Raw genomic sequence first — 24,384 nt, 5'->3', positions numbered from 1 at the left:
CTGCGGTGCAGGTGACTGCCCCCGAAGCTTATTTTCGCTCGGCGGCGCTAGCGTCGCGGATACCGCGGAATTCCGAGTCCTTGCTCCAGTTCGGCCACTGGTCGGAATTGGCCAGATCGTTGCCCACGCTGTAGAGCACCTGCAGGTCGCGCGCCATGCCGGTGAAGGTCCAACTGGCCTGCCACTCATCGGCAGGCTGGTGGTAACGCTTCGCGGTGTAGTCGTCCTCGGCCGCCTGGCCCGCCTTGATCCCGCCGTCGACCCAGTCGTTGCCCGAGCCGAAGGACACGGCTGGCACGCCGCGTTTGGCGAACGAAAAATGATCGGAACGGAAGAAGTAGCCTGCATCCGGCTTCGGGTCGGCGGTATAGGTCATGCCGTGCTTCTTCGCCTCGGCCACAAGATCGTCCAGCAAGCCCAGCTTCGCGCTGCCGGAGATGGTGAAGTTGCGCGCCGGCCCGTGCGGGTCGAGTGCATCCATGTTGAGCACGCCCACGGTGGTGGCCAGCGGATAGAGCGGATTGGCAGCGTAGTACTCCGAACCCAGCAAGCCCTTTTCCTCGGCGGTGACGTTGAGGAACACCACCGAGCGTGCGGGTTTCGGGCCGTGTGCGAAGGCCCGGCCCATTTCGATCAGGGCTGCCGTGCCGGTGGCGTTGTCGACCGCACCGTTGTAGATGCGATCGCCGTTGGCATCCGGTGCGCCGATGCCCAGATGATCCCAATGCGCGCTGTAGATCACGGTTTCATCCGGGCGCTGGCTGCCCTCGATCCGACCGACGATGTTGTGCGAGGTGATCACCTGGGTATCGACCTTGAAGTTCGCTGAAAGGCTCTCGCCCTTCAGCGTCACCGGCTTGAAGTCGCGTGTCTGCGCCTGCTTCTTCAGCGTGTCGAAATCGAGCCCGGCGTGCTTGAACATCTGTACCGCGAGGTCCCGCTGGATCCAGCCTTCCAGCTCCGGGTGCACGGCGGCGGGCTTGTCGCGGACGATGTCGAACATCGCGTTGGTGTTGGAGTTCTTCACCGTGGCCCAGCCATAGGAAGCCGGTGCCGTTTCATGGATCACCAGCAGGCCCAGCGCGCCCTGGCGTGCAGCCTCTTCGTATTTGTAGGTCCAGCGACCGTAGTACGTCATCGCCTTGCCGCCGAAGTCGCCGTGCCCCGTCTCGAAGTCGGGGTCGTTGATCAGCACCACGGCGATCTTGCCGTGCAGGTCGACACCCTTGAAGTCATCCCATTGACGCTCCGGCGCCTTTACGCCGTAGCCCACGAAGACCAGCGGGGCGTTCGCGACGGCGACCTCGGTCGAGCCGTCCATCGGTGCGCGCAGCGCGATCTGTTCGCCCTGGGTCAGCGTTTCCTGCCGGGTGCCAAGCGTGAGTTTCAGCGAGGGGCTGCCGACGATCTGGCTGCGCCGCAACGGCACGGCCTGGGTCCAGCCGCGCTTGCCGTTCTCAAGGTCGCCGCCGGGCTGCAAGCCGGCCGCCTGCATCTGCGCCACCACGTAATCGATGGTTCTGGCTTCAGCGGGCGTGGCCGGTCCGCGACCTTCAAACGCATCGGAGGAAAGCGTCTTCACGGTGGCCGACAGCCGTTCGGTACTGAAGGTCGGCTGATCGGTGGCCTGGGCGGTCGAAAACGCGGCCATGACCAGAACGCTGAGGAGTAGACGCTTCACGGGCAGTCACCTGTCGGAGGGCAGAGTGCTCCGATACTAGTCAGCAACGACGCACCGGTCCATCAAGGCTGCCGCAATGGGGCGACGGTTTCGCCCCCACGCACGTTCCGCTTCAGACCTTGCGCGTGCGCCGTGGCTTTGCCTGTGCCGCGACGATCAGTTGCTCCAGGTAGGCGATGCCTTCCTCTTCGGGGAAGAAGGCCACCACGTCCGCCACGGTAAGTTCGTGTCTCTTGCGCAGGGCGAGAAATTCCTCGCGTGCCATCGCCATGCGCTGTGCCGCCAAGGCTTTCTTGCCCAGTGGTTTGCCTGGTGGCTTGGCGACCTGCTGCTTTTCCACTTTCTGTTCGAGCTTGGCAAGTTCCTCCTGGAACTGGCGGAAATCGTATTTCGGGGAAGTCATGAATTCTGGAGTTCTTCGTCGGTTTGGCCGATTTTCGCATGCCCGCGCTCATCGATGGCCCGATGGCGTCATGTCCATCCATGGCAACCCCGGATTGCCGCGGCCTTTGCGGCCGCCGACATCGTTGTTTCAGGCGGCCAGGTTTCGTCTGCCCAGATCAAGAAGGGTCGCCAGCGCCTGGTCCTGCGAATGGCGCGCGGCGCTGTAAGCCTGGGAAAACAGGGTGGAAAAGCGCTCCGCCGAAGCGGGCGAGGGCAGCGCCACGGATTCCTCATGCCCGGCGGTTTTCACGGCAAACGGAGGGGGCGACACTGCCGTTGGCTCAGCTTGCGCGCGCGATCCGCTGGCGCGGCTTTCCAGCGCCTCGCGACAGCTCGCATAACGCTGCCGCAGCCGTTCGGCCAGCAATCGTTGCGTGAGGCCTGCAATGAGTTTGGAGGAATGTTCGTCCATGGCGATTACTCGATCTGACCGTAGAGGTTCAATCACGAGCAAGCAGCATTTGTGCCAATTCACGAATTTGTGAGATGAGTCACAGTTTGACTTGGCTGGTTTGCGGTAAGCACCTTCCGCAAAGCGAGTTGCGGGCCGCAGCAAGCACCCGGGCAAGGGGGAGGCGCACACGGATACTCGCACGTCGCTCAGGTTGGATGACACAAAACTTGTCGCTGAGTGACCCAAATCGACCAGATGCGGTGTTGCCAGAGGCCGTTGCGGCCACTCCGACGCGAATGGGCCGGGCAGGCTTGACCTTATTCGACGCACAAACAAAAGCCGCAACGAGTGCGGCTTTCGTAACGTACTGAAAAACATGGTGGCCGGGGACGGAATCGAACCGCCGACACGGGGATTTTCAATCCCCTGCTCTACCAACTGAGCTACCCGGCCAGAATCTGCACAACCACGAAGGCTGCTGATGTTGCGTGGAGCCGCGCATTAGACCGAATGTGTGCTGTTTCGTCAAGAGCGCGTGCTCGGTTCGAGCGACCAGTTCGAGGTTTGACGGTGCTGTCGGCGGCTTTCATGGCTGCGTGGAACCGGTTGCGCTGACGTTCCTGACACATCGCGGCGCGGAGGATATGGCGCAGCCGGTCAGCCTGTTTGTGGTTGCCGCCTGCGCGCAGGCGCGATCAAACTGTTGCGGCTGACTGAATCACCTTGCGAAACCCTTGGGCGGAGATGGAATGATGTGGAGGCATGCTTGGTCGGCGATCCGCGGGGTGCGGGAAGCGTGTCCGTGATCGCGGTGTCAGCCCAGATCGTGGGCAGGAACAGGCGATTGACGTGGGCATGGTTGATGGTGGCCTGGTGGTGTTGCCCAGCGTTTTTGCGGTGCGAAGCCGGCGAAGTGGTGCCGACGGATGCGAAGCAAACGAGTTTGCCGGCGGTGCAGGTCAACGCGAGCCGCCTGGATATTCCACCGTTCGATGTGCCAGCCGCACTCAGTGTGGTGACGGTAGATCCGGCGAACTCCGGGCAACCGGGAGTGAACTTTTCCGAGGCGGTGGTGGGCGTACCGGGCATCCTCGCGCGGGATCGCCAGAATTACGCACAGGACGAACAGATTTCCATCCGCGGCTTCGGCGCGCGGGCGACGTTCGGGGTGCGCAGCATCCGTTTGTTTGTCGATGGCGTGCCGGCCACCTTGCCCGATGGGCAGGGACAGGTTTCGCATTTCAACCTGGACAGCGCCGAGCGCGTCGAGGTGTTGCGCGGACCGTTCTCGGTGCTCTACGGCAATGCCGCCGGGGGAGTCGTGCAACTGTGGAGTGCGGACGGAACAGCGGTGCCGCGGACCACGATCGGGATCTACGGCGGCAGTCACGACAGCTTCAAGTACAGCGCCGACACCCGCGGCATGGTGGGGCCGGTTGATTACAACATTTCCGCATCGCAATTCCTCGCCGGCGGCTATCGCCAACACAGCCGCGTGCGCCGCGAATCGGACAATGCGAAATTGGGCATCGACCTGGGTCGGCAGCGCAAGCTGACCCTGGTACTGAGCCGGTTTCGCCAGCCGCAGGCGCAGGATCCACTGGGCCTGACCCGTGCGCAGGCAGACGCCGATCCGCGCCAGGCTACCGCCGTGGCCAGCCTGTACGACACGCGCAAGAGCTCGCAGCAGAATCAGCTTGGCGCGATCTACGAGCAGCAGATCCATCCCGATGATCAGATACGCCTGATGGCCTATTACGGCCATCGCAGCATCGAACAGATCCTGTCGATTCCACCCGCCGCGCAAAAGAATCCCCTGCAGGGTGGCGCGGTGGTTTCTCCCGACACGGATTATGGCGGCCTGGATGCGCGCTGGACCCATCGCGGCGAGTTGGCCGGACAGGCCTATGAATTCGTGCTCGGCGCCAGCGGCGACTACCAGCGCCAGCACCGTACCGGCTACGAGAATTTCGTCGGCGACCGGCTCGGAGTGAAGGGCGCCCTGCGCCGTGATGAGGATGACAACGTCAACAACGTCGCCGAATACGCCCAGTGGTATTGGCATTTCGCGGATCGCTGGGCGCTGTTGCTGGGCCTGCGCCACGACGAGGTGCGCTTCGACGAGCACGATTTCTACATCACCACGCGGAATCCGGACGACAGCGGCAGCGTCAAGTATCAGGCCACCACGCCGGTGGCCGGGCTGCAGTTTCGTCCCGCGGACAACCTGCGCCTGTACGCCAGCTACGGCAAAGGCTTCGAGACGCCCAGCTACAACGAGCTGGGTTATCGCAGTGATGGCCAGCCCGGGCTTGCCTTCAACCTTACGCCGGCGCGCAGCCGCAACCTGGAGGCCGGGGCCAAGTGGCAGATCAATCCCCGGCTGGAATTCGACGCCGCCGCATTTCGCGCCGACACTGACGACGAGCTTGTCGTGGCGACAAACCAGGACGGTCGCGCCACCTACCGGAATGTCGGCCAGACTCGTCGCCAGGGTGTCGAGTTTTCGCTGGCCGGGGAACTGGTCCCGCGCTGGCGGATGCGGGCGGGTTTCACCCATCTGCAGGCACGTTTCCGCAGCGGTTTCGAGACCTGCACCGACGCGCCGTGTGTGGTGGCTACCACGCCGGTGGCTGCCGGAACCCCGATTCCCGGCGTGCCGGACAACTACGGGTCGTTGCGCATCGAACATGGCGACGAGCTGGGTTGGCGCGAGGGCATCACGTTGAGCGGCGTGGGCGCAGTCAACGTCGACGACATGGGCACGCAGCACGCCGCGGGCTATGCGTTGGTGGACCTCGACGCGAGCTACGTTTTTGCGCTCGGCAAAACCTCGCGGCTGCAGCTGAGTGCGCGCGTCGACAACATGGCCAATCGCCGCTACATCGGTTCGGTGATCGTCAACGACGGCAATGGCCGCTACTACGAGCCGGGTCCGGATCGCAGCTTCATGCTGGGCGCGCAGTGGACGTTCTGACGAGTCTGTCCGTGCCGTCGTTGCCCGCACGAATGCTCATCGCCTTTCGAACACTGACACGCGGCTGATCGCGCTAGGTATTGCGTGCCTGCCGGGATCATCGGCGGTCATGCCGGACGCGGCTGGAATCCCCGGGGCGGCGTGCAGCCGTTTTCGGTTGCGCTTGTTTCCTCAGGAGCCCGCATCAGGGGCAGTGAAGCCGGCAGCCTTGGCGTACTCACCGCCGAACAGGAATTTCTCCATCTCCTCGCCCAGGTATTTGCGCGCTTTCGGGTCGAGTGGATTGAGCCGGTATTCGTTGATCAGCGTGGTCTGGTGAGCCAGCCACTGCTGCCATGCGGGTTTGGAGATTTCGGCGTAGATGCGCTGGCCGAGCGGACCGGGCCATGGTGCGAAGTCGAGGCCTTCGGCGTCGATATCGAGTTTGCTGCAGTGAATGGTGCGACTCATGGTTTTCCTCGAGGCTTGCGGATACCGGCTGTTACGGAAGGCTTTGCAGCAAGGTACGGACGGGAGCGGGCAGCCCGAGCGCATCAAGTTCGTCGATGCTGCACCAGCGACTTTGCGGATTATCGGCGATGCCACGGGCGGGTGTCGCGCGTTCGAACAGCAGCGGCTCGATGTTCAGGCGATAGTGGCTGAACACGTGAGTGAAAGGCGCCAGCGCCTGTGCATCGTCGACCCGCGCATGTTGCCTCGCCACGCGCCAGGCGTCGTCAGGGTCATGCGCCTCGGGCAGGCTCCACAAGCCGGACCACACGCCTTGCGGGCCACGCTTCTCCAGCAGCACGCGGCGCTTCGCGTCGCGCAGGATCAGCATCATCGTGGCTCGCGTTGGAACGGTCTTGCGCGGTTTGCGACCGGGGATTTGCGCGGTGAGGTCGTCGCGGCGTGCCACGCAATCGGACGCCAGCGGGCAGGCCTCGCAGCGCGGGCGCGTGCGGGTGCAAACCGTCGCGCCCAGATCCATGATCGCTTGGGTGTAGTCCGCTACGCGACGGGCCGGTGTGTGTTGTTCCGCGTGCTGCCACAGTTGCCGTTCCACCGCGCTCTCGCCGGGGTGGCCATGGATGCCGTGGTAACGGGTCAGTACGCGCTTGACGTTGCCGTCCAGAATGGCAAAACGCAGGCCGTGCGCCTGGGCCAGGATCGCGCCGGCGGTGGAACGGCCGATACCGGGCAGGGCGACCAGTTCGGTGAAGTCCTGCGGCAGCTCGCCGCCATGCTGCTCCACGCAGAGCTGCGCGGCGCGATGCAGGAAACGGGCGCGACGGTAATAGCCGAGCCCCGACCACAACGCCAACACCGTGTCTTCCTCGGCGGCAGCCAGTGCAGGCAACGCCGGCAGTGCACCGACGAAACGCTCGAAGTAGCCGACCACGGTGGCTACCTGGGTTTGTTGCAGCATCACTTCGGAAAGCCAGACACGGTACGCGTCGCGTCGACCGTCCGCACGCGTCTGCTGCCACGGCAGGTCCTTGCGGCCGTGCTGGTCGAACCAGCGCAGCAGGCGTTGGGCGAACCGGGCGCTCATGGTTTCTTTTTGGCCGCGGATTTTGCCGTGGGCGCAGCGACTGTGCTGGCGGGTGCGGGGGCGTCGACGCCGGCATCAATGGTGAGTCCATCGATGCTGATGCCCGCGGTTTCCAGGTTGGCGATTTCCGCGTGGCCGCTGCCAGGTGGCACGCTCAGCTGCGGTCCCTGCGGGTCGCCCAGTCCGCTCCACCAGTGAGCCAGAGCCAGCGGCGGCAGTTGCAGGTCGGCATGATTGGCGGGGCCGTCGAGCTTCAGCGCCAGCAACAGGGGATTGACCTCGTTGGCGGGAGTCAGCCGCAGCGAGATGTCGTACTGATCCGCGTTGGCGCGTTCGAGTTTGCCGGCCAGACTGGCTGCGGCGTCGGCCGCGCCATGCCAGTACGCGCTGCCGCTGAGGGCCAGTTTGAGGGATTTGCCTTGCGCCAGATTCAGGGTGATGTTCTGCAGGCGCAGCGCATTGCCCTCAATGCGGGGCGTGGCCGACAAGTGCAATTGCACCGGCGTGCCGGCTGCGGTAACCGCGGAAAGATCGAGCGGAAAGGGCTGGCCGGTCACCAGACTGCCGGCTTCGAGCGACACGTTGCCCAGCAACACTTCATTGCCACGCACCACGCTGCCGCGGCTGATGCTGACGCCGGTGTCGATCCGCGGGATGTTCGGCGGCGCTCCGGCCGGTTGAGCCGGCAGCGAGCCCAGCCAGTCCTGCAGGGCGTTCAGATCAACTCTTGGCGAGTCGATTTCCAGTTGCGAAATGACGGTGGGGCCACCAAGCAGGGTATGCCACGGCAAGGCAAGCTGGCCGTGCGCGGCCAGCAGGATGGGTGCGCTGGCCTGGGTGGCACTCAGGGTGATGCCGTCCAGTTGCAGGGCCGGGCGGGGAAACAGCGTGGGGCTGGCCGGGCTGGCCAGACTCAACTGCAGTCCTGCCGTACGTGCCTGGGCCTGCAGCATGCGGGTGAAGCGGTCCGGCTGCAGCAACAGGTAGACCGCAATGATTGCCGCCAGCACCAATGCCAGAGCCAGTCCGCCGATCACCATCAGGATCAACCGCCATCGACGCGACATACGTTCAGCTCCGTCGTTGGGGCCCGGTCACGAGCCTTGTGACTCGATGCCCAGACTGGCCGGGAGCAGGCCGTCGACGAAGGCCGCGGCGTCAAAACTGCGCAGGTCGGTGGCGGTTTCGCCCAAGCCGACATAGCGGATCGGCAAGCCGAACTCGCGCGCCAGCGCAAACACCACGCCACCCTTGGCGGTGCCGTCGAGCTTGGTCACGACCAGGCCGGTGACGCCGACGATCTGGCGGAACTGGCGGACCTGGTTGACGGCGTTCTGGCCGGTGGTGCCGTCGATCACCATCAGCACTTCGTGTGGCGCGTCGGCATCGAGTTTCTTCAGCACGCGGGCGATCTTGCCCAGTTCGTCCATCAGGCCGCCCTGGGTATGCAGGCGGCCAGCGGTGTCGGCGATCAACACGCCGGCGCCGCGCGAACGTGCTGCCTGCAAGGCGTCGAAGATCACGCTGGCCGAATCGGCATCCTGACCTTGCGAGATCACCGGTACCTGGTTGCGCTCACCCCAGGTCTTGAGCTGCTCGACCGCAGCCGCGCGGAAGGTGTCGCCGGCGGCCAGCATCACGGCGCGACCTTCATCGCGCCAGCGTCGCGCCAGCTTGCCGATGGTGGTGGTCTTGCCAGCGCCGTTGATGCCCACGACGAGCACCACGAACGGATTGCGCCCGGTCACGTCCAGCGGGCGCTCGACCGGCTTCAGCATGGCGACCAGCGCCTCGCGCAACGCGGCCAGCAGCGCAGGCGCATCGGCGAACTCGCGTTTGTGCATGCGCTTGCGCAGGTTCTCGACCAGCTCGGTGCTGGCCTGGATGCCGACGTCGGCGGTGATCAGGGTGGTTTCCAGCTCGTCGAGCAGGTCGTCGTCGAGCTTGGCATGACGTACGAACAGCGAGCTCAGGCTGCGTGAGAACACGTTGCCGGAAAGCCGGTCGCGCCAGCTGCGCTTGACCGGTGTCGCGGGATGTTCCAGGGGAGCCGGCGCGGCAGGGACCTCGACCCGCTCGATATCCACCGGATTGTCGGCGGGCGACGTTACCTCGGCCAGCGCCTCACGCAGGGCCGGTGCCTCGATTTCCGGCACGATGGTTTCGGGCGGCGGGCTGGGCGCCGGCTTCTCCGCTTCCTTTTCAGCGGGCTTTTTCTTCCAGAACTTGAGCATTGCGTGCGTGATTCAAAGACAATGGGCGGCATGCTAACACTCCAACCTGTACTGGCCGCTGAGGGGCCGCACGCCGCCGGTGCGATCGCATGAACACGGCGCGCACCAGTCGCCCGGGGCGGGTCCGGATCATCGGCGGCCACCTGCGCAATTCGCGGCTGGACGTGCCGGATCTGCCGGGGTTGCGACCTACCGCGGAGCGGGTTCGCGAAACCCTGTTCAACTGGCTGGCCCCGGTCATCCAGGGCATGCGTTGCCTGGATCTGTGCGCAGGTACCGGCGCACTGGGCATCGAGGCCTTGTCGCGCGGTGCCGCGGCGATGCAGTTCATCGAGCGGGACGTTTCGGCGGCACAGGCGCTGCGGGCGAATCTGGCGCGACTGAAGGTCGATGCGGGGCAGGTGGTTGCCGCGGACGCGTCCCGATTTCTGCAACAGGCGGGGCAGCCCCACGAGCTGGTTTTCCTCGATCCGCCGTTTGCGCTCGAGCTCTGGACGGTGCTGGCTGCGCGACTGGAACAAGGCGGCTGGCTGGCTGAGCGAGCGTGGATCTACGTGGAATCGCCGCGCGGTCGGCTACCCGCCTTGCCGACGAGCTGGCAGCTGCAGCGGGAAGGCCAGGCGGGTGAGGTGCATTTCGCGCTCTATCGGCGCGCGCTTCCGTTAAGCTAGGGTCAATTCCGCTGCCGCTTTCGTCTTGTGAGCAAACCCTTGGGCAATCCGCGCCTGGCCGTGTATCCAGGTACTTTTGATCCGATCACCAACGGTCATACCGACCTGGTGACTCGCGCCGCACCGCTGTTCGACCGCGTGATCGTGGCCGTGGCCGACAGTTCCAGCAAGGGGCCGGGCTTCAGCATCGGCGAGCGGATTTCGCTGGCACGGATGGCGCTGGCCGATCTGCCGAACGTGGAAGTGCGCGGCTTCGATTGCCTGCTGGCGACCTTCATCGAACAGGTCGGAGCCGGCGTGATCATCCGCGGGCTGCGTGCCGTGTCGGATTTCGAATACGAATTCCAGCTGGCCAGCATGAACCGGCATCTGATTCCCCAGGCCGAAACGTTGTTCCTGACGCCGGCCGAGCAATACAGTTTCATTTCCTCCTCGCTGGTACGCGAGATCGGCCGCCTCGGCGGGGACATTTCCGGTTTCGTGCATCCGGCAGTACAACAGGCCATGCGGCAGCGCTGGCAGAAGAGCCGCACCGGCTCCAACAAACAACCCGAAACAGAAGGTGATAACCATGCGTAAGTTCGCTCTCATTGCTGCCCTCGCACTGACCGCCAGCCTGGCCCTGAGCGCCTGCGGCAAGCACGAAGATGCCCAGCAGGCCGGTCCGCAGGCCACCCAGCAGGCAACCAAGCCGACCGATCCGAACGACGTCAAGGCGTGGAATGCCTATCTTGGCCAGATCGTGCAGAACAACATGCAGGGCATGAAGGCCGATCGTCCGTACCCGTACCTGGTGCCGGCGGGCGATTCCGACGAGGCGGTTGCCGGTCGTGGTCGTCAGCTGTCAAACGTGGAAGACACCGTGGCTCGCGGCGTGCTGCCGGGCAACATGCTGGTGTTCGCCGGTCCGGATTCGGCCAAGACCGCCGACCTGATTGCCGCGGCCTTCAAGGATGCCAAGCCTGGCTCGTTCAAGGACGTGATCGTCCTGTTCATCGGTGACAAGGCCGACGAACAGCGCGTCGACGACGTGCTGAAGCCGACCGGCGCCACGGTGCGTTTCGTCGCCATGTAAGCAACATCGCCGCGCCGGCATTCCGGCGCGGCGAGAAGTACCGTCGCCCCGCAGCGTTGCGCGGGCGCCGGGTGACTGCCCGCCGTGAATGTCCCGGCGGCTCGGAACGCCCGCCATGGCGTCGCAACCCGGCTGTAGTATCGATCCATGTCCCTGAAAATTCTCGACACCTGCGTCAATTGCGACGTCTGCGAACCTGCCTGCCCGAACAAGGCGATCTCGCTGGGTGAGGAGTTCTATGTGATCGACCCCGCGCTGTGCACCGAATGCGTGGGCCATCACGACGAACCGCAATGCGTGGTGGTGTGTCCGGTCGAATGCATCATCAGCGACCCGGAACATCCCGAATCCAACGAACAGCTTGAACTGAAGTACCACCACCTGATGGCCAAGGAGTCAGCGGCATGAGCATGTCCATGAACTGGCGGGCAGCGACGTTGAGTCTGCTGCTGGTTGCCGGCGGCGCCTTCGCGGCCGATGGGGTCCCGGCGAAGACAGCGGCCCCGGCCGCCCACGCCTCGAGCCAGCGACCAGGCCATGCAGCGATCGCCAGTGCGAATTTCCACGCCACCGAAGCCGGTCTTGAAGTGCTGGCCAAGGGCGGCAACGCATTCGATGCCGCGGTGGCCGTCGCGTCCACGCTGTCGATCGTGGAGCCGGAAAGCTCCGGTATCGGCGGCGGTTTCATGGCCGTGCTGCATCGGGCCAGCGATGGCCGCAACATTTTCATCGACGCGCGCGAAACCGCGCCGGCGGCGGTCAACGCCAAGGACTACCTCAACCCCGACGGCAGCCCGAATCGCGACACCGCGTTGAAGGGGCCGCTATCGGCCGGCATTCCGGGCGAGCCGGCCGGACTGGTGCTGATCGCCAGGCGCTATGGCCGACTGCCGCTGGCGCAATCGCTGGCTCCGGCCATTCGCATTGCGCGCGAGGGCTTCCAGCCGGACGAGCGGCTGCGGGGTGCGATCGCCGGCATGCAGAAGGATCTGCAGCGTTGGCCCGCGTCCGCCGCGAAATACCTGCCCGGTGGCAAGCCGCCGGCGGAAGGCGTGATCTGGAAGGATCCGGCCCAGGCGCGCACGCTGGAGCTGATCGCCAGCCACGGCGACCAGGGTTTCTATCACGGGGAGACCGCGCAGAAGCTCGTCGCTGCCGTCAAGGCGGCCGGCGGCAACTGGACGCTGGCTGACCTGGCGAACTACAAGGCGAAGGAACGCACGCCGATCACGGTCGACTACCGCGGCTACCAGATCATCACCGCGCCGCCGCCCTCCTCGGGCGGCGTGGCGATTGCCGAGATCCTCAACATCCTTTCCGGCTACGACCTGACGAAGATGGGCCAGGCCCAGCGCGTGCATTACATCGTCGAGGCGATGCGCCGCGCGTTCCGCGACCACAACGATTACCTGGGTGACCCGGATTTCGTGAAGATGCCGCTGGACATGCTGCTGTCGCCGTTCTACGCCGACGGCCTGCGTCAGAGCATTCTGCCGGACAAGGCCACGCCTTCGTCGATGCTGCCGCGTGCCGAAGCGGCCGAACCGGGCATGCACACGACGCATTTCTCGATCATCGATGCCGACGGCAACATGGCGGCGGTGACCTCCACGGTGAATTACACAATGGGCTCGAGCTTTGTCGCCGAGGGCACCGGCGTGCTGCTGAATGACGAGATGGATGATTTCGCGCTGGTGCCGAACAAGCCGAACGTCTACGGCTTGCTGGGCAGCAAGGCCAATGCGCCGGTGGGCGGCAAGCGGATGCTGTCGTCGATGTCGCCGAGCCTCGTGATCGGCGCCGACCGCACGGCGGTCATCGGCTCGCCGGGTGGTTCGACCATCATCACCCAGGTGCTCGAAGGCATCCTGCATTTCATCGATGGCGAAAGCGCGCAGCAGATCACCGCCCACAAGCGCTTCCATCACCAGTACATGCCCGATGTGGTCGATGTCGAAGACGGCGTGTTCGACGCGTCCACCAGCGACGCCCTGACGAAGATGGGTTACACGCTGAAGCCGCGCGAATCCTGGGGGTTCATGAACGTGGTGACCTGGGATCGCAAGTTGAACAAGCTCGACGCCGCCAGCGATCCGCGCCGGCCATCCGGCCTGGGCAAAGTGCAGTAACGCGGCATGCATGCGCGCCGGATTCGCTGTGGTCCTCAGATGCTGCATGATGTGGTCATGGCGAGCGGCAAGCCGTCACCGGACGCGATCGGAGCAGTTTGATGGATTTGGGCAAGGGGATCTCGGCGCGAGCACTGGCGTTGAACGTCATTGGCGCGGTATTGGTGCTGGCCGGCATCGGCTTGATGGCAAACACGGCGCGTGGTCTGCAGGATTACCGAAACGCTGCCAGCCAGCACGGTGGCGAGGTGATGGATCTGGGCGAAAACGCCCGCCCGGAAGCGGGCCAGCACGGCACCATGGCGCGCGTGACCGGCACGCCCCGAGTGGTCGAGGCGCCGCGTGACCCGGACTTCAATCTCCGCGTGAACACGCCGGTGCTGGTGCGTCACGTGGAGATGTTCCAGTGGCGCGAGATACGGGTGGGCGACAGCGTTCACTATGAACTGGACTGGGTCGATCACCTGCTCGACGCCGGCCATTTCGCCGACTCCAAGGGACACGCCAACCCGGTCGCTTTCCCGGTCGACGGCAAACAATTCGATGCCGGCCTGGTGCAACTGGGCGGATTCAAGCTGGATCGCGTGCTGCTGCATGCCATGCCCGGGTCGGTACAGGTGGCGCCGGATGCCGCGGTGCTGCCGGAAAACCTGGCGGCCAGTTTTTCTCGTTACCAGAACTATCTGGTCACCAGCGCGCGGCCCGGTGATCCGCGGCTGGGCGATGTGCGGGTGAGCTGGAACGAAGTGCCACTGCAGGAACTGACCGTGGTGGGACGGATCAATGGCGACCGGCTGGAGGCTGCCGGCGACGCTGCCGATGGCAAGGGCTACGTGGTGCAGGTGGGCGACGTGCCGGTGCTGGACATCTTCGCCGACCTGCCCGAGCCGCCGGAGTTCGTATGGAGCTGGCGGGTCCTTTCGCTGCTGCTGGCTTCGCTTGGCGCCTTCGTCCTGATTTCAGCCCAGCGCCGCAGTGATCCGCTGCTTGCCGTCGGTCTTGGTGCGGCAGTGGTGGGCGTGGTGGCCAGCGTGTTGTGGATTCACGCCGGTGGCAGCGACATGAGCGGCTGGCTTGCGGTCATGCTGGGCGGCCTCGTTCTGGTCGCCTGGCGGTTGAAACGCTCGCGCTGAGTGGTCGCTTCCCGATGGCGGATCGGTTCGTCGCCGCATGCTCCGGCGCGGCATCGAAGCCGATCTGCCGTGCCGCTCCTGCGAAGCTGGCTTCCCGTCAGGCGGCCTTCTGCTTCTCGCCGGCCGCGGCAAACACCTGGTCAGCCCACTGCGTCGCGCCGAGATAGATCGTGGCCATTCGCTGGATGCGCTGTGGCGTGGCGCGCGCACTGGTCATCTCACCGGCTTCCCAGCTGAGGATGTCCTTGAGCAAGGCGCCGAACGGGCCGCTGCGATCGGTGAGCGCATCGCTGATTTCCGGCACCAGCCGCAGATGGCTCAGGAGGAAGTCCATCGGTGCGCACATCAAGGTGTCGAGCAGTGAAAACAGCCCCACCGTGAATGCCGTCTGGGGTGCGCCGTTGGGCATGCCCGCCGCCAGCTTTTCGCACATGTGCGCACGGATCAACGCAGCACGCAGCAGTTCAGGCGAATGATCGTCCATGCTGCACAGGGACATCGTCTCGATCCAGTTGCGCATGCGCGTCACACCGAAAAAGATCGCCGCCTGCTCGACGGATTTCAGCTGGCGTGGCAGGGCGAAGTAGGCGGAATTGACGCAGCTGAGCAACTTGTAGCTGAGCACCGCGTCGTCGCGGATGATGTTGCCCAGTTCCACCGGTCCCGGATTGTTCTCCTGCAGCGCTCCCATCAATCGAAGAATGCTCATGCGGTTGGCGGTCAGCACGGGCAAGGCAACCGGCTGCGGAATCAGCAGGTAGCGTCCCTGGATCGCCTGCACCGGCAACTCGAGGCAGCGCTCGTAGGTTGCATGATCGTCGACCCGGCCGGCGATCACGCGGATTCCCCGTGCGAACAGGGATTCGGTGCGGGCCTTCATGGCGTCCGGGCTGAGCGCGGTGGCATCCAGTCGCACCAGCTGGACCATCTGCAACAAGGCCTGCAATGAAAGCGTGCTGTCCAGATCGATGCCGCCGGCGTCCAGCAGGAACTGGCAGCCGCGGGCGGCCATCTGTTGCAGGCGCTTCATCAAGGCCGGGTCGTTTGCCACCATCGGCGACAACACGACACCCAGACGGGGTTGGTGCAGGAGGACGTCGGAGTCTTCCGGCAGCAATTCGCAGGGCAGGTTGAGAAAGGCACGATTGCCGCGGGCCAGCCGGGTCAGTGCGCCATCGGTGATCGTCGACAGCACGCTGCGCAGCAGGTTTTGCTCATCGCCGGGTTCGTGGTGGAAAACGATTTCGTAGGCGAACAGATCACGCTCGCGGTCCAGCATCGGAGTACGCAACACCGGCAAGGGCGTCGAGCCGGTGACCGGAGCCGAGCCGGACGCTGCATCGGTGGTGGTTGAGCGGGCAGAAGAGGCCGTGGGGGAGGCGTGAAGGTTGCTCATGATCGGTCATCGCGGTCGGCGCGAAAGCAAGCAGGGCTGCCTCGCTGTCAGTGGGGGATTCGTCCGGGGGGACAGTCAACGTGATGCGTCATGGAGCTCAGGCCGCCGCCAGCACCTGCGAGCGCAGGCTGCCATGCAATTCGCCGGAGCGACCGTAAAGTTCGTTTTCGCCGGAGTGCCCGGTGAGGATCGCCAGCGCCTGACGTACCTGATTCAGGCGTTGATTGACCATCGCTCCGTTGCGCTGGTTGAGCGCATGGCACTGGCGCAGAGCCTGCGCCACCCGACTCCACTCGGATGCCAGCGCGACCTCTCGGGATGGATGCTCGCGGCACAGTATCAGGCGCTCGGCATCGAGCTGTTCCAGTTGCTGCAAGAGCCCCTGCTTCTGTGCGCCGATCTGATCCAGCGCTTCGGTGCTGGCGCTGCCCAGCGCGGCGCGCTCGTCCTCCAGCACCTGGAGCCACTGACCGGCGGCGTGCTGCATGTCGCCCAGAACGGACGCAAGCGCATCGTTCAGTTCGTGCTGCAGCGCGCTGTTCATGCCTTGTCCGTGCCGCCGAGCTGCTGGTCCATGGCGATCATGCGATCAGCGATCCGGCCGGCGTCGACCTTGTAGCTGCCATCGGCCAGCGCGCGACGCACTTCTTCCACGCGCTTGGCGTCGATCGGAGAAGCGTCATTTGCGCGCGCCACGTCCTGCAATGCCCGCGCCGAATCGGTCAGCTTCAGCTGGTCGCCGTTTCGGGGCGCCGCCACGGCCTTCTCGGCCAGCGTGCCCGAAGTGGCGGCGGAACCGCTGCTCGTGCTGTTGCTGGCCTGGGGAAACTTTGGCAAACCGTTGTTGGTAATTGTCGTATTCATGGATCCATTCCCACTGGAGTGTGCCCTGTAACCTGTTTATCGACCGCTTTTGTGAAAGCTTTAGGGCGGCCTTTGAAGCATGCCCGGATGATGACTGGTCTGCCGAGGGTCATGGCAAGGCCACCACGACCCCTGGTGCGCTGACCATGGCGTCGACGATCCGGCCCGAGTTCGCATTGCGAACCCGCAACCGGGCGCCATTGTCGCCGCTGCCCAGCGCAATGCCGTCCGCGCGCACCTCGATTCCTTCCAGTTGGGCGAGCATCTGGACGTGGTCACCGGCCCGGACCATGCGTCGCCCGCCGAGCGCGGCGGGGCTGAGTACCGTATTGCGGGCCATCGCGCGGGACAGCGACCGGCCGGCAATCTGTTCGAAATTTTCGATGTAACCGTAACCGAGTCGCGTGACATCGCGTTCCTCGGCCTGGACGTCGGCGGCACTGATGCCATCACCGCGCAACAAGGCCCGGCTGGTTATCAGTACCTGCCTGAACACATGCAGCCGTACCGGCACGCGTACGGTCCAGCCGCCAGGCCCGGTGCATTGCACAGGCACGCTGATGACGGACCTGAGCGGGGCGTGTTCGGCGATGGTGGCGCGCAAAGGCCCCTCGCAACGGGACAACTGCAGGCGCAAGTCCATCGGCCCGCTGGCAATCTCGATGCGGCTGCCCGGTTGGGCATAGTGGGCACGCACGGCCTGTTCGGCGGTTTCGCGCACCGCGACGAGCGATTGGGTGGCGTTGTCGGCGTTCATGGATCGTGCGCTGCACGGCACGACCAGCCCCGCCAGGAGCGCGCATCCGAGGCTTGCCTTGGAAAGGCGCAGCGTCATGCGTCGGCCAGTGCGGCGCCGAGTTGAGCCAGCAGGGCCTCGCGGCCGGACTCGACTTTCTGCGCCAGTTCGCCGGCCTGCTCCAGCTGGCCTTCGCCAAGCAGGGCGATGAACTGGCTGCCTTGTTCGCCCAGTTGCGTGCCAGCGTCCTTGAGTGCCGTGGTGTCGCCGGCATGGCGGCGCACGTCGGCAAGCCGGTCGATGCTGCGTACCAGGGTGCGGGTGTCGAACCAGCGCCGGTCGACGGCGCCGGGCTCCAGCAAGGCCAATTCCATCGCCTGGCGCAAGTTCAGTGCCGCTTCCCGCGCGGTCAGGCTCAGGCTGGCCGGATCAGTTCCGCTTTCGCCCTCGAGCCAGTCCAGGCCCAGCCGATGGGCCAGCAGGGCGGCCCGACGCAGCGATTCGGATTGTCGTCGCGCCTCGCTGCAGCGGCGCTGCCAGGCGCCCAGCGCAGCCTGCGTCGCGGTGGCTCGCGCATGCTGGGTGTCATGACCTTGTTGCAGGCTCTGGATGCGCTCGCTGGCGTGGCGCAACGTGGTGCTGCCTTCGTTCAACAGGGTGCCGGACTGGTTTGCACTGGCCTGCGCGCGCTCAAGCTGCTGCAGGCCATGGCCGACGTCACGATCCAGTTGCAGGGAGAAGTCACCGATGGAGCCGGTGACGGTTTCAATTTCGGTGGTGGTCAGTGCGGTCTTCTCGGCCAGCTGCTTGACCTCGTCGGCGACCACGGCGAAGCCGCGACCAGCATCGCCCGCGCGGGCGGCCTCGATCGCGGCGTTCAATGCCACCAGGTTGGTCTGGTGGGCAATTTCCTGCACGCTGCCGGTCAGCTTGCGGATCTGCGCCACTTGCTCGGCGAGTTTGCTCTGATTGCGATTCATCGCCGTCAATGCCGCCCGCAGCAGTCGCAACTGGCCATCCAGTTCTTTCACCCCGTCGCTGCCGGCGGTGCCGGCCTGGCTGGCAAGGTCCAGATAGACACCTACCTGCTGCAGGGCCGTCGAGATTCCGGCGCTTCCATCCGTCAAGCGATCGACGCTGCTGCGGCTGTCGCCGGCCGCCTTCTCCAGCGAACCTTGTTCGCGTGACAACTGTTGTACCGCTCCGAGCACCAGACTTTGCTGCTCCAGCGTCTGCAGCGCGACGGACGCCGGCGGCCGGCTGGCCACGCGGGCGAGCAAGGGGGCGAGCAGTTGTGCCGCGCGGGGATGCCTGCGCCGCAAGGTGGCCACCTCGGCATCGTTGCCCCGCGCGGCGGCGTCCACCAGCGCGGTGATGTGCTGATTCCAGATCAAACTCATGAGGCGGGCATCATCTTCAATAGGATGGGTACAACAGCTGCATCGTCGAAAATCTTCAAAACTTGAGCAAGCAAGTCACGTGCCAGCATCCTGACTAAAGCCGCCGGCGAGATGGTCGATACCTCCGGCAGAGCGTCGCGATCGCGACAAGGCATCCCGGGAGGCCGCATGGGCGGCACATTGCTGGAAAAGGTGGAGCGGCATACGCGGCTGGCCGGTCACAACCGGATCGCCATGCTGCTTTTCCGGCTGGGCGACGAGCAATTGTTCGGCATCAACGTCTTCAAGGTGCGCGAAGTTTTGCGACGCCCATCGATGGAGCGCATGCCCGGTGTCCATGAACTGATCGCCGGCAGCTGTGATTACCGAGGGCAGACCATTCCGGTGATCGATCTTGCGGCAGCGATGGGTTACGCCCCGTTGCGCGACGTGGAGTCGGCGCATTTGATGGTCACCGAATTCAGTCGCTCGGTGCAGGGATTCCTCGTCGCCGACCTTCAGCGCATGGTGCATTGCGAAGGCGAGGCGATGGCCGCTCCGCAAACTTCGCTGGGCTTTGGCGCGCGGGTCAATGCGGTCACCCGCGTGGACGGGGCGCTGCTGGCGGTGGTCGACGTGGAGCATGTGCTGGCGAGCATCGATGCCACGCCAGCGGAGCTTTCCGGTCAGCTGCAGCAAGAGGCGTCCAGCCGTGCGCTGGCGCAACGTCGGGTGCTGGTGGTGGATGATTCGGGCATCGTGCGGCGACGGCTGGTCGGCCTGTTTCGGCAGATGGGGATGGAATGCGAGGTCGCCCGAGACGGTCGCGAAGCGCTGGATCGCCTGCTCGAGCTGGCTCGGGGCGACTCCGGCAGAGCCATCGAACTGGTGGTGTCGGACATCGAGATGCCACGGCTGGACGGTTATGCCCTTGTCCGTGCGATTCGCGAGACGCCGGGCCTGCGCCATCTCAAGCTGCTGCTGCACAGTTCACTGAGCGGCATGTTCAACGAAGCGATGGTGGCCGAGGTCAAGGCCGATCGTTTCATTGCCAAGTTCCAGCCCGATCTGCTGGCGCAGGCGGTGATGGAGCTGTTGGGCGAGATCCCCGTCACCGCGTCGGAGTGCTGACGGCACGAGCGGCCGTCGCGACGGCGTCAACAAACCGTCTTCCGCTTCGTTCGCGGTGAAGGCAGTGGCGTGACGAGGACATAAAGTCTTTGCACAACAAGTGCTTGTGATGGGTGGCATGCAATTTGCCTTTTGCTCCGTGCGGCAGTCGCACGCGGAGCGAAGCAATGAATCCAGGTACCGACAATCTATTCGGCATCCACACCTCGGCACTCGATGTATGGCAGCGCCGTACCGAGGCGCTGGCCAACAATCTTGCCAACGCCGATACCCCCGGCTATCTGGCGCGCGATGTCGATTTTCGCAAGGCGCTGGCGGCGGCCAGCGGCCAGGCGGACGGCCTGACGTTGAACACCGATATGCCGGGTCAGATCGGCACTGGCAGTGCCCCCGGTGAATCGCTGGCGTACCGCGTGCCGAGCCAGCCCAGCATGGACGGCAATACCGTCGATGCCCAGGTGGAGCAGGCCGCGTTTGCCGCCAACGGCGTGCACTACCAGGCCAGCCTTTCGTTCATCACTGCCCAGATCCGCATGCTGCGGACGGCCATCAGCGGAGGGCAGGGCTGATGTCACTGTTCTCCGTATTCAACGTGGCCGGTTCCGGCATGGCTGCGCAGTCGACGCGCCTGAACACGGTGGCCAGCAACCTGGCCAACGCCGACAGCGTCGCCAGCACCGCCGAAGGTGCCTACCGCTCGCGCGAGCCGCTGTTTGCCGCCGTCAAGGGCCAGCTGGACTCCAGCGGCCAGACCTCCGGCGAAGGTGTGCAGGTGCTGGGTGTCACCGAAAGCCAGGCCGCCATCCCGAGCCGCTACGAGCCGGGCAACCCCCTGGCCGATGCCGACGGCTACGTCTATGCCAGCAACGTCAATCCGGTTGATGAACTGGTCAACATGATTTCTGCCTCCCGCTCGTATCAGAACAACGTCGAAGTGATGAATTCGACGCGCCAGCTGATGCAGAAAACGCTGGATCTGGGCAAGTGAGGCCTACCCGAATGATTTCCCGGCAGACCAGGAGCGCAACATGAGTGACATGGGTATCCAGGGCGTGGGTTCGAGCGCGGCCAAGGCCGTCAGCGCGGGCAAGAGCCAGACCCTCAACCAGGCGGACTTTCTGAGCCTGCTGACGCAGCAGATGCGAAATCAGGATCCGACCAAGCCGATGGATTCATCGCAGATGGTCAGCCAGCTGGCGCAGATCAGCCAGGTCTCGGCCACGCAGTCGCTGCAGGTGTCGTTCGACAGCCTGAGCCAGTCCCTGCAGGGCAATCAGCTGCTGCAGGCGAGCAGCATGGTCGGGCACAAGGTGACGGTGCCTTCAGCGGCCGGGCAATTGCAGGACACCGGCCTGGATGGCGCGGTCAACGTACCCGACGGCGGCAACGCGGTCCTCGTGCAGATCACTGACACGGACGGCAACGTGCTGCGCACCTTGAATCTGGGTACGCCGATGTCCGGGCTGGTGCCGTTCCACTGGGATGGCAAGGGCGAGGACGGTGCGGTGCTGCCCAATGGCACCTACGGCCTGAAGGCACAGGCCGGCAACACCGCGGTGGCGACGTATGTCAGCGGCAAGGTCAGCGGCGTGGGGATGACGGGAGCCGACGGTGCCTATCTCGATGTGGATGGTTTTGGTGGGGTCCTGCTGAGTCAGGTCGCGCAGGTCAATTGACGGGCCGGTCGGCCCCAACATACGGGAATTATCCAGATGGCATTCAATATCGCACTGAGCGGACTCAACGCCGCATCCAAGGACCTCGAGGTCACTGCCAACAACATCGCCAACACGGCCACGACCGGCTTCAAGGGTTCGCGCGCCGAGTTTGCCGAGCTGTTCAGCGCCGCGGGACCCAACTTGAGTTCCAGTCAGACCGGCAGCGGCGTTCGGCTGACCAATGTCGCGCAGCAGTTCACCGCCGGCAGCGTCGAGACCACCAACAACAGCCTGGACTTTGCCATCAGCGGCGACGGCTTCTTCACCTTGCGCGACGGCAAGGGTTATTCCTACACCCGTGCCGGTGCGTTCCAGAAAGATCCCGATGGCTACGTGACCAACGCCGCCAAGCAGCGCCTGCAGGTGTATCCGCCCACCGCCAACGGTTTCGACAACAGCACCATGGTCGATCTGCAACTGCTCACCGCACAGAATGCGGCCAAGGCCACCGGTACGGTGAAGATGTCGGTCAACTTGCCGTCGGATGCGACGGTGCCGGCCACCGCGTTTGATCCGACCACGGATCCGGACAGTTATAACCAGTCCACGCCATTCACCCTGTACGACTCGCTGGGAGCGACCCACAGCGGAACGGTCTACTACGTCAAGGACGCGGCTGCGAATACCTGGAACGCCAACTTGTATGTGGACGGGGCCTCGGTCGGCGCTCCGCAGCAGCTCACCTTCAGCAGCAGTGGTGCCTTGGTGGCTCCGGCCAACGGCAAGCTCAATTTTCCCGCGGTGACCGTCAGTCCCGGCTCCGAGCCGATCCAGTTGACGCTGGACATGGGCAAGGCCACCCAGTTCGGCAACAGCTACGCCGTCACCGCCATCAACCAGGACGGTTACCCCACCGGCACCCTGTCAAGCATCGACGTTTCCGGTGAGGGCGTGGTGCAGGCCAAGTATTCCAACGGTCAGACCACTTCGATTGGCCAGTTGGCGATGGCGCAGTTTTCCAACCAGCAAGGTCTGCGCCAGCTCGACAACACCAATTGGGCGGCGTCCTACGACTCGGGCACCGCCGTGATGGGTGCGGCGGGCAACGGCACGTTTGGCAGCGTCCAGGCCGGTGCGCTGGAAGCTTCCAATACCGCGGATCTCACCGCGCAGCTGGTCAACATGATCAAGGCGCAGCGCAACTACCAGGCGAATGCGCAGGTGATCTCCACCGACAACCAGCTGACCCAGACCATCATCAACATCCGCAACTGATCCGCGTGCGCGTGGACAAGGGGTGCCGGTTTGCGCCGGTGCCCCGTGAAGCCGAACAACCGAGGTGTAATCCGTGGACAGATCGCTGTATGTAGCCATGACCGGTGCCACGCAGATGATGCGCGAGCAGTCCGAAGTGGCGCACAACCTGGCCAACGCCGACACCGTCGGCTTCAAGGCGCAGCTGTCGGCCTTCCAGCCGCTGGCGGTGCAGGGACCCGGGCTGGCCACGCGGGTCAATGGCGTGGCGCAGGGCCTGGGCGTGGACATGCGCGCGGGCGGCCAGATCGAGACCGGTCGCGAACTCGACGTGGCAGTGCAGGGCAGCGGCTGGATCGCGGTGCAAGGCGCTGACGGCAGTGAGGGTTATACCCGTGCCGGCGAGTTGCGGCTCACTTCGGATGGCCTGCTCACGGATTCGCGCGGCAACCTGGTACTGGGTGATGGTGGCCCGATCAGCGTGCCGCAGAGCAGTCAGATGAACATCGGCGCGGATGGCACCGTGTCCGTGGTGCCGATGGGCCAATCCCCGGAAACCATTGCCGCGGTGGGTCGCATCAAGTTGGTCAATCCGGCGATGGACCAGCTTTCGCTGGGCAGCGACGGGCTGATGCATCTCAACGGGGCAGCCAGCGCCGATGCGGATCCCTCGGTCACGCTGAAATCCGGCGTGCTGGAGTCCAGCAACGTCAACCCGTCGCAGACGCTGGTGCAGATGATCCAGTTGTCGCGTCAGTACGAGTTGCAGATCCGTTCCATCCACAGCGCCGACGAAAACGCGCAGTCGGCCTCGCGCCTGCTGCAGATGACCTGATCACGGTCAGTCGACTCGCACGCACTTCAAGCAAAGACATCCAGACGTCCAGACGGAGTCCATCAACATGTTTTCATCCCTGTGGGTAGCCAAGACCGGTCTCGATGCGCAGCAGACGCGCATGGACGTGATCTCGAACAACCTCGCCAACGCCAACACCACCGGTTTCAAGAGCGCGCGCGCGGCGTTTCAGGACCTGGTCTACCAGAACCTGCGCCAGCCCGGCGGCCAGACGACCGAGCAGACACAGTCGCCTTCGGGCCTGATGCTTGGCACCGGTGTTCGCGTGGTCGGCAGCGAGAAGCTGTTCACCCAGGGCAACATCGAGCAGACCGGCAACTCGCTGGACGTGGCCGTCCAGGGCCGCGGCTTTCTGCAGGTGACCATGCCCGACGGCACGCTGGCCTACACCCGTGACGGTTCGCTGCACATGGATCAGAACGGGCAGGTCGTGACCGCCAACGGCTACGCGCTGGATCCGGCGCTGAGCGTGCCGGCCAATGCGCAGAGCATCACCATTGGCAGCGACGGTACGGTGAGCGTGAGCCTTCCCGGCCAGGCGGCCACGCAGCAGATCGGCACCGTGCAGCTGGCCGATTTCATCAACCCCGCCGGCCTGCAGCCCAACGGCGACAACCTGTATCTGGAAACCGCCTCCAGCGGCTCGCCGCAGATCGGTCAGCCCGGCCTCAACGGCTTGGGCACCTTGTCGCAGGGGGCACTGGAAAGCTCCAACGTCAACGTGGTCGAGCAGATGGTCGACATGATCGAAACCCAGCGCACCTACGAAATGAACTCGAAGGCCGTGTCCGCTGCGGACTCGATGTTGCAGTTCCTCACCAACAAGACCTGAGACTCG

Annotated in this window: 26 protein-coding genes and 1 tRNA gene; 14 read left to right on the top strand and 13 right to left on the bottom strand. The window is 64.8% G+C overall.

Features of this window, described 5'->3' with window-relative positions; all coding sequences use genetic code 11:
- Positions 1–28: 28 nt before the first annotated feature.
- The 4 genes from ACVWWQ_RS05880 to ACVWWQ_RS05865 all read right to left on the bottom strand — a co-directional run bounded on the left by ACVWWQ_RS05880 (position 29) and on the right by ACVWWQ_RS05865 (position 2,972).
- Positions 29–1,681, bottom strand: coding sequence for a M28 family metallopeptidase (locus ACVWWQ_RS05880; RefSeq protein ID WP_133951154.1), 1,653 nt, complete (start codon positions 1,679–1,681; stop codon positions 29–31).
- A gap of 112 nt (positions 1,682–1,793) precedes the next feature.
- Entirely contained in the window at positions 1,794–2,084 is a 291-nt protein-coding gene (locus tag ACVWWQ_RS05875; RefSeq protein WP_099654110.1) for a hypothetical protein, read from the bottom strand.
- 129 nt (positions 2,085–2,213) lie between these two features.
- The gene (locus ACVWWQ_RS05870; RefSeq protein WP_133951152.1) at positions 2,214–2,579 is read right to left on the bottom strand and encodes a hypothetical protein; all 366 of its coding nucleotides are present in this window, start codon (positions 2,577–2,579) and stop codon (positions 2,214–2,216) included.
- Positions 2,580–2,896: 317 nt separating this feature from the next.
- A tRNA-Phe gene (locus ACVWWQ_RS05865) sits at positions 2,897–2,972 on the bottom strand.
- Between the two features lie 409 nt (positions 2,973–3,381).
- Between ACVWWQ_RS05865 and ACVWWQ_RS05860 the strand changes: the two genes are divergently transcribed.
- Positions 3,382–5,496, top strand: coding sequence for a TonB-dependent receptor (locus tag ACVWWQ_RS05860; protein ID WP_133951508.1), 2,115 nt, complete (start codon positions 3,382–3,384; stop codon positions 5,494–5,496).
- A gap of 171 nt (positions 5,497–5,667) precedes the next feature.
- Here ACVWWQ_RS05860 and ACVWWQ_RS05855 read toward each other — a convergent pair whose 3' ends face one another.
- From ACVWWQ_RS05855 to ftsY, 4 genes are read right to left on the bottom strand one after another with little or no spacing between them, the layout of a single operon-like run.
- A complete protein-coding gene (locus ACVWWQ_RS05855; RefSeq protein ID WP_099654121.1) occupies positions 5,668–5,946 on the bottom strand; it encodes an oxidative damage protection protein in 279 nt (92 codons plus the stop codon).
- 31 nt (positions 5,947–5,977) lie between these two features.
- Complete coding sequence (gene mutY, locus ACVWWQ_RS05850) at positions 5,978–7,030, bottom strand: A/G-specific adenine glycosylase (protein ID WP_133951150.1); 1,053 nt, start codon at positions 7,028–7,030, stop codon at positions 5,978–5,980.
- Positions 7,027–8,097, bottom strand: a complete 1,071-nt coding sequence (locus ACVWWQ_RS05845; protein ID WP_133951148.1) for an AsmA family protein — start codon at positions 8,095–8,097, stop codon at positions 7,027–7,029. The genes mutY and ACVWWQ_RS05845 overlap by 4 nt, the downstream gene beginning before the upstream one ends.
- Before the next feature lie 27 nt (positions 8,098–8,124).
- The gene (gene ftsY, locus ACVWWQ_RS05840; RefSeq protein ID WP_133951146.1) at positions 8,125–9,264 is read right to left on the bottom strand and encodes a signal recognition particle-docking protein FtsY; all 1,140 of its coding nucleotides are present in this window, start codon (positions 9,262–9,264) and stop codon (positions 8,125–8,127) included.
- Between the two features lie 89 nt (positions 9,265–9,353).
- On the opposite strand from ftsY, the gene rsmD reads away from it, so the two are divergent.
- The 6 genes from rsmD to ACVWWQ_RS05810 all read left to right on the top strand — a co-directional run bounded on the left by rsmD (position 9,354) and on the right by ACVWWQ_RS05810 (position 14,272).
- Positions 9,354–9,935, top strand: a complete 582-nt coding sequence (gene rsmD, locus ACVWWQ_RS05835) for a 16S rRNA (guanine(966)-N(2))-methyltransferase RsmD (protein WP_133951144.1) — start codon at positions 9,354–9,356, stop codon at positions 9,933–9,935.
- A gap of 39 nt (positions 9,936–9,974) precedes the next feature.
- Positions 9,975–10,514, top strand: coding sequence for a pantetheine-phosphate adenylyltransferase (coaD, locus tag ACVWWQ_RS05830; protein WP_099654126.1), 540 nt, complete (start codon positions 9,975–9,977; stop codon positions 10,512–10,514).
- Positions 10,507–11,010 carry a hypothetical protein gene (locus tag ACVWWQ_RS05825; RefSeq protein ID WP_133951142.1) on the top strand — a complete coding sequence of 168 codons (504 nt, stop codon included), beginning with the start codon at positions 10,507–10,509 and terminating at the stop codon, positions 11,008–11,010. The genes coaD and ACVWWQ_RS05825 overlap by 8 nt, the downstream gene beginning before the upstream one ends.
- A 147-nt stretch (positions 11,011–11,157) precedes the next feature.
- A complete protein-coding gene (locus ACVWWQ_RS05820; protein WP_133951140.1) occupies positions 11,158–11,418 on the top strand; it encodes a YfhL family 4Fe-4S dicluster ferredoxin in 261 nt (86 codons plus the stop codon).
- Positions 11,415–13,139, top strand: a complete 1,725-nt coding sequence (gene ggt, locus ACVWWQ_RS05815; RefSeq protein ID WP_133951138.1) for a gamma-glutamyltransferase — start codon at positions 11,415–11,417, stop codon at positions 13,137–13,139. Before ACVWWQ_RS05820 ends, ggt begins: the two co-directional genes overlap by 4 nt.
- A 101-nt stretch (positions 13,140–13,240) precedes the next feature.
- The gene (locus ACVWWQ_RS05810; RefSeq protein ID WP_133951136.1) at positions 13,241–14,272 is read left to right on the top strand and encodes a TMEM43 family protein; all 1,032 of its coding nucleotides are present in this window, start codon (positions 13,241–13,243) and stop codon (positions 14,270–14,272) included.
- 97 nt (positions 14,273–14,369) lie between these two features.
- Here the strand turns inward: ACVWWQ_RS05810 and ACVWWQ_RS05805 are convergent, their stop codons facing one another.
- The 5 genes from ACVWWQ_RS05805 to ACVWWQ_RS05785 form a co-directional block, all read right to left on the bottom strand.
- The gene (locus ACVWWQ_RS05805) at positions 14,370–15,668 is read right to left on the bottom strand and encodes an HDOD domain-containing protein (RefSeq protein WP_133951134.1); all 1,299 of its coding nucleotides are present in this window, start codon (positions 15,666–15,668) and stop codon (positions 14,370–14,372) included.
- A 97-nt stretch (positions 15,669–15,765) separates the two neighbouring features.
- A complete protein-coding gene (locus tag ACVWWQ_RS05800) occupies positions 15,766–16,212 on the bottom strand; it encodes a flagellar export chaperone FlgN (RefSeq protein WP_133951132.1) in 447 nt (148 codons plus the stop codon).
- Complete coding sequence (gene flgM, locus ACVWWQ_RS05795; RefSeq protein WP_099654133.1) at positions 16,209–16,532, bottom strand: flagellar biosynthesis anti-sigma factor FlgM; 324 nt, start codon at positions 16,530–16,532, stop codon at positions 16,209–16,211. Before flgM ends, ACVWWQ_RS05800 begins: the two co-directional genes overlap by 4 nt.
- A 109-nt stretch (positions 16,533–16,641) precedes the next feature.
- On the bottom strand, positions 16,642–17,367 hold the full coding sequence (flgA, locus tag ACVWWQ_RS05790) for a flagellar basal body P-ring formation chaperone FlgA (protein ID WP_133951130.1): 726 nt from the start codon (positions 17,365–17,367) through the stop codon (positions 16,642–16,644).
- On the bottom strand, positions 17,364–18,668 hold the full coding sequence (locus ACVWWQ_RS05785; RefSeq protein WP_133951127.1) for a methyl-accepting chemotaxis protein: 1,305 nt from the start codon (positions 18,666–18,668) through the stop codon (positions 17,364–17,366). Before ACVWWQ_RS05785 ends, flgA begins: the two co-directional genes overlap by 4 nt.
- Positions 18,669–18,836: 168 nt before the next feature.
- Between ACVWWQ_RS05785 and ACVWWQ_RS05780 the strand changes: the two genes are divergently transcribed.
- From ACVWWQ_RS05780 to flgG, 7 genes are all read left to right on the top strand, one after another.
- Positions 18,837–19,778, top strand: coding sequence for a chemotaxis protein (locus ACVWWQ_RS05780; RefSeq protein ID WP_133951125.1), 942 nt, complete (start codon positions 18,837–18,839; stop codon positions 19,776–19,778).
- A 167-nt stretch (positions 19,779–19,945) separates the two neighbouring features.
- Positions 19,946–20,347, top strand: a complete 402-nt coding sequence (flgB, locus tag ACVWWQ_RS05775; protein ID WP_133951122.1) for a flagellar basal body rod protein FlgB — start codon at positions 19,946–19,948, stop codon at positions 20,345–20,347.
- Positions 20,347–20,766, top strand: a complete 420-nt coding sequence (gene flgC, locus ACVWWQ_RS05770; RefSeq protein ID WP_099654138.1) for a flagellar basal body rod protein FlgC — start codon at positions 20,347–20,349, stop codon at positions 20,764–20,766. The genes flgB and flgC overlap by 1 nt, the downstream gene beginning before the upstream one ends.
- Before the next feature lie 40 nt (positions 20,767–20,806).
- Positions 20,807–21,454: a flagellar hook capping FlgD N-terminal domain-containing protein gene (locus tag ACVWWQ_RS05765; protein WP_133951120.1), complete on the top strand. Its 648-nt coding sequence runs from the start codon at positions 20,807–20,809 to the stop codon at positions 21,452–21,454.
- Positions 21,455–21,490: 36 nt separating this feature from the next.
- Positions 21,491–22,711 (top strand): flagellar hook protein FlgE, encoded by a 1,221-nt coding sequence (flgE, locus tag ACVWWQ_RS05760; protein WP_099654140.1) that lies wholly within the window; start codon positions 21,491–21,493, stop codon positions 22,709–22,711.
- A gap of 73 nt (positions 22,712–22,784) precedes the next feature.
- Complete coding sequence (gene flgF / locus ACVWWQ_RS05755) at positions 22,785–23,525, top strand: flagellar basal-body rod protein FlgF (protein ID WP_099654141.1); 741 nt, start codon at positions 22,785–22,787, stop codon at positions 23,523–23,525.
- Positions 23,526–23,592: 67 nt separating this feature from the next.
- Complete coding sequence (gene flgG / locus ACVWWQ_RS05750; RefSeq protein ID WP_099654142.1) at positions 23,593–24,378, top strand: flagellar basal-body rod protein FlgG; 786 nt, start codon at positions 23,593–23,595, stop codon at positions 24,376–24,378.
- The last annotated feature ends 6 nt before the right edge of the window (positions 24,379–24,384 follow it).

Source organism: Rhodanobacter sp. TND4EL1 (assembly GCF_054061035.1).
Note: the sequence above shows the minus strand (reverse complement) of the source record. Positions and strands in the feature narration are given on the sequence as shown.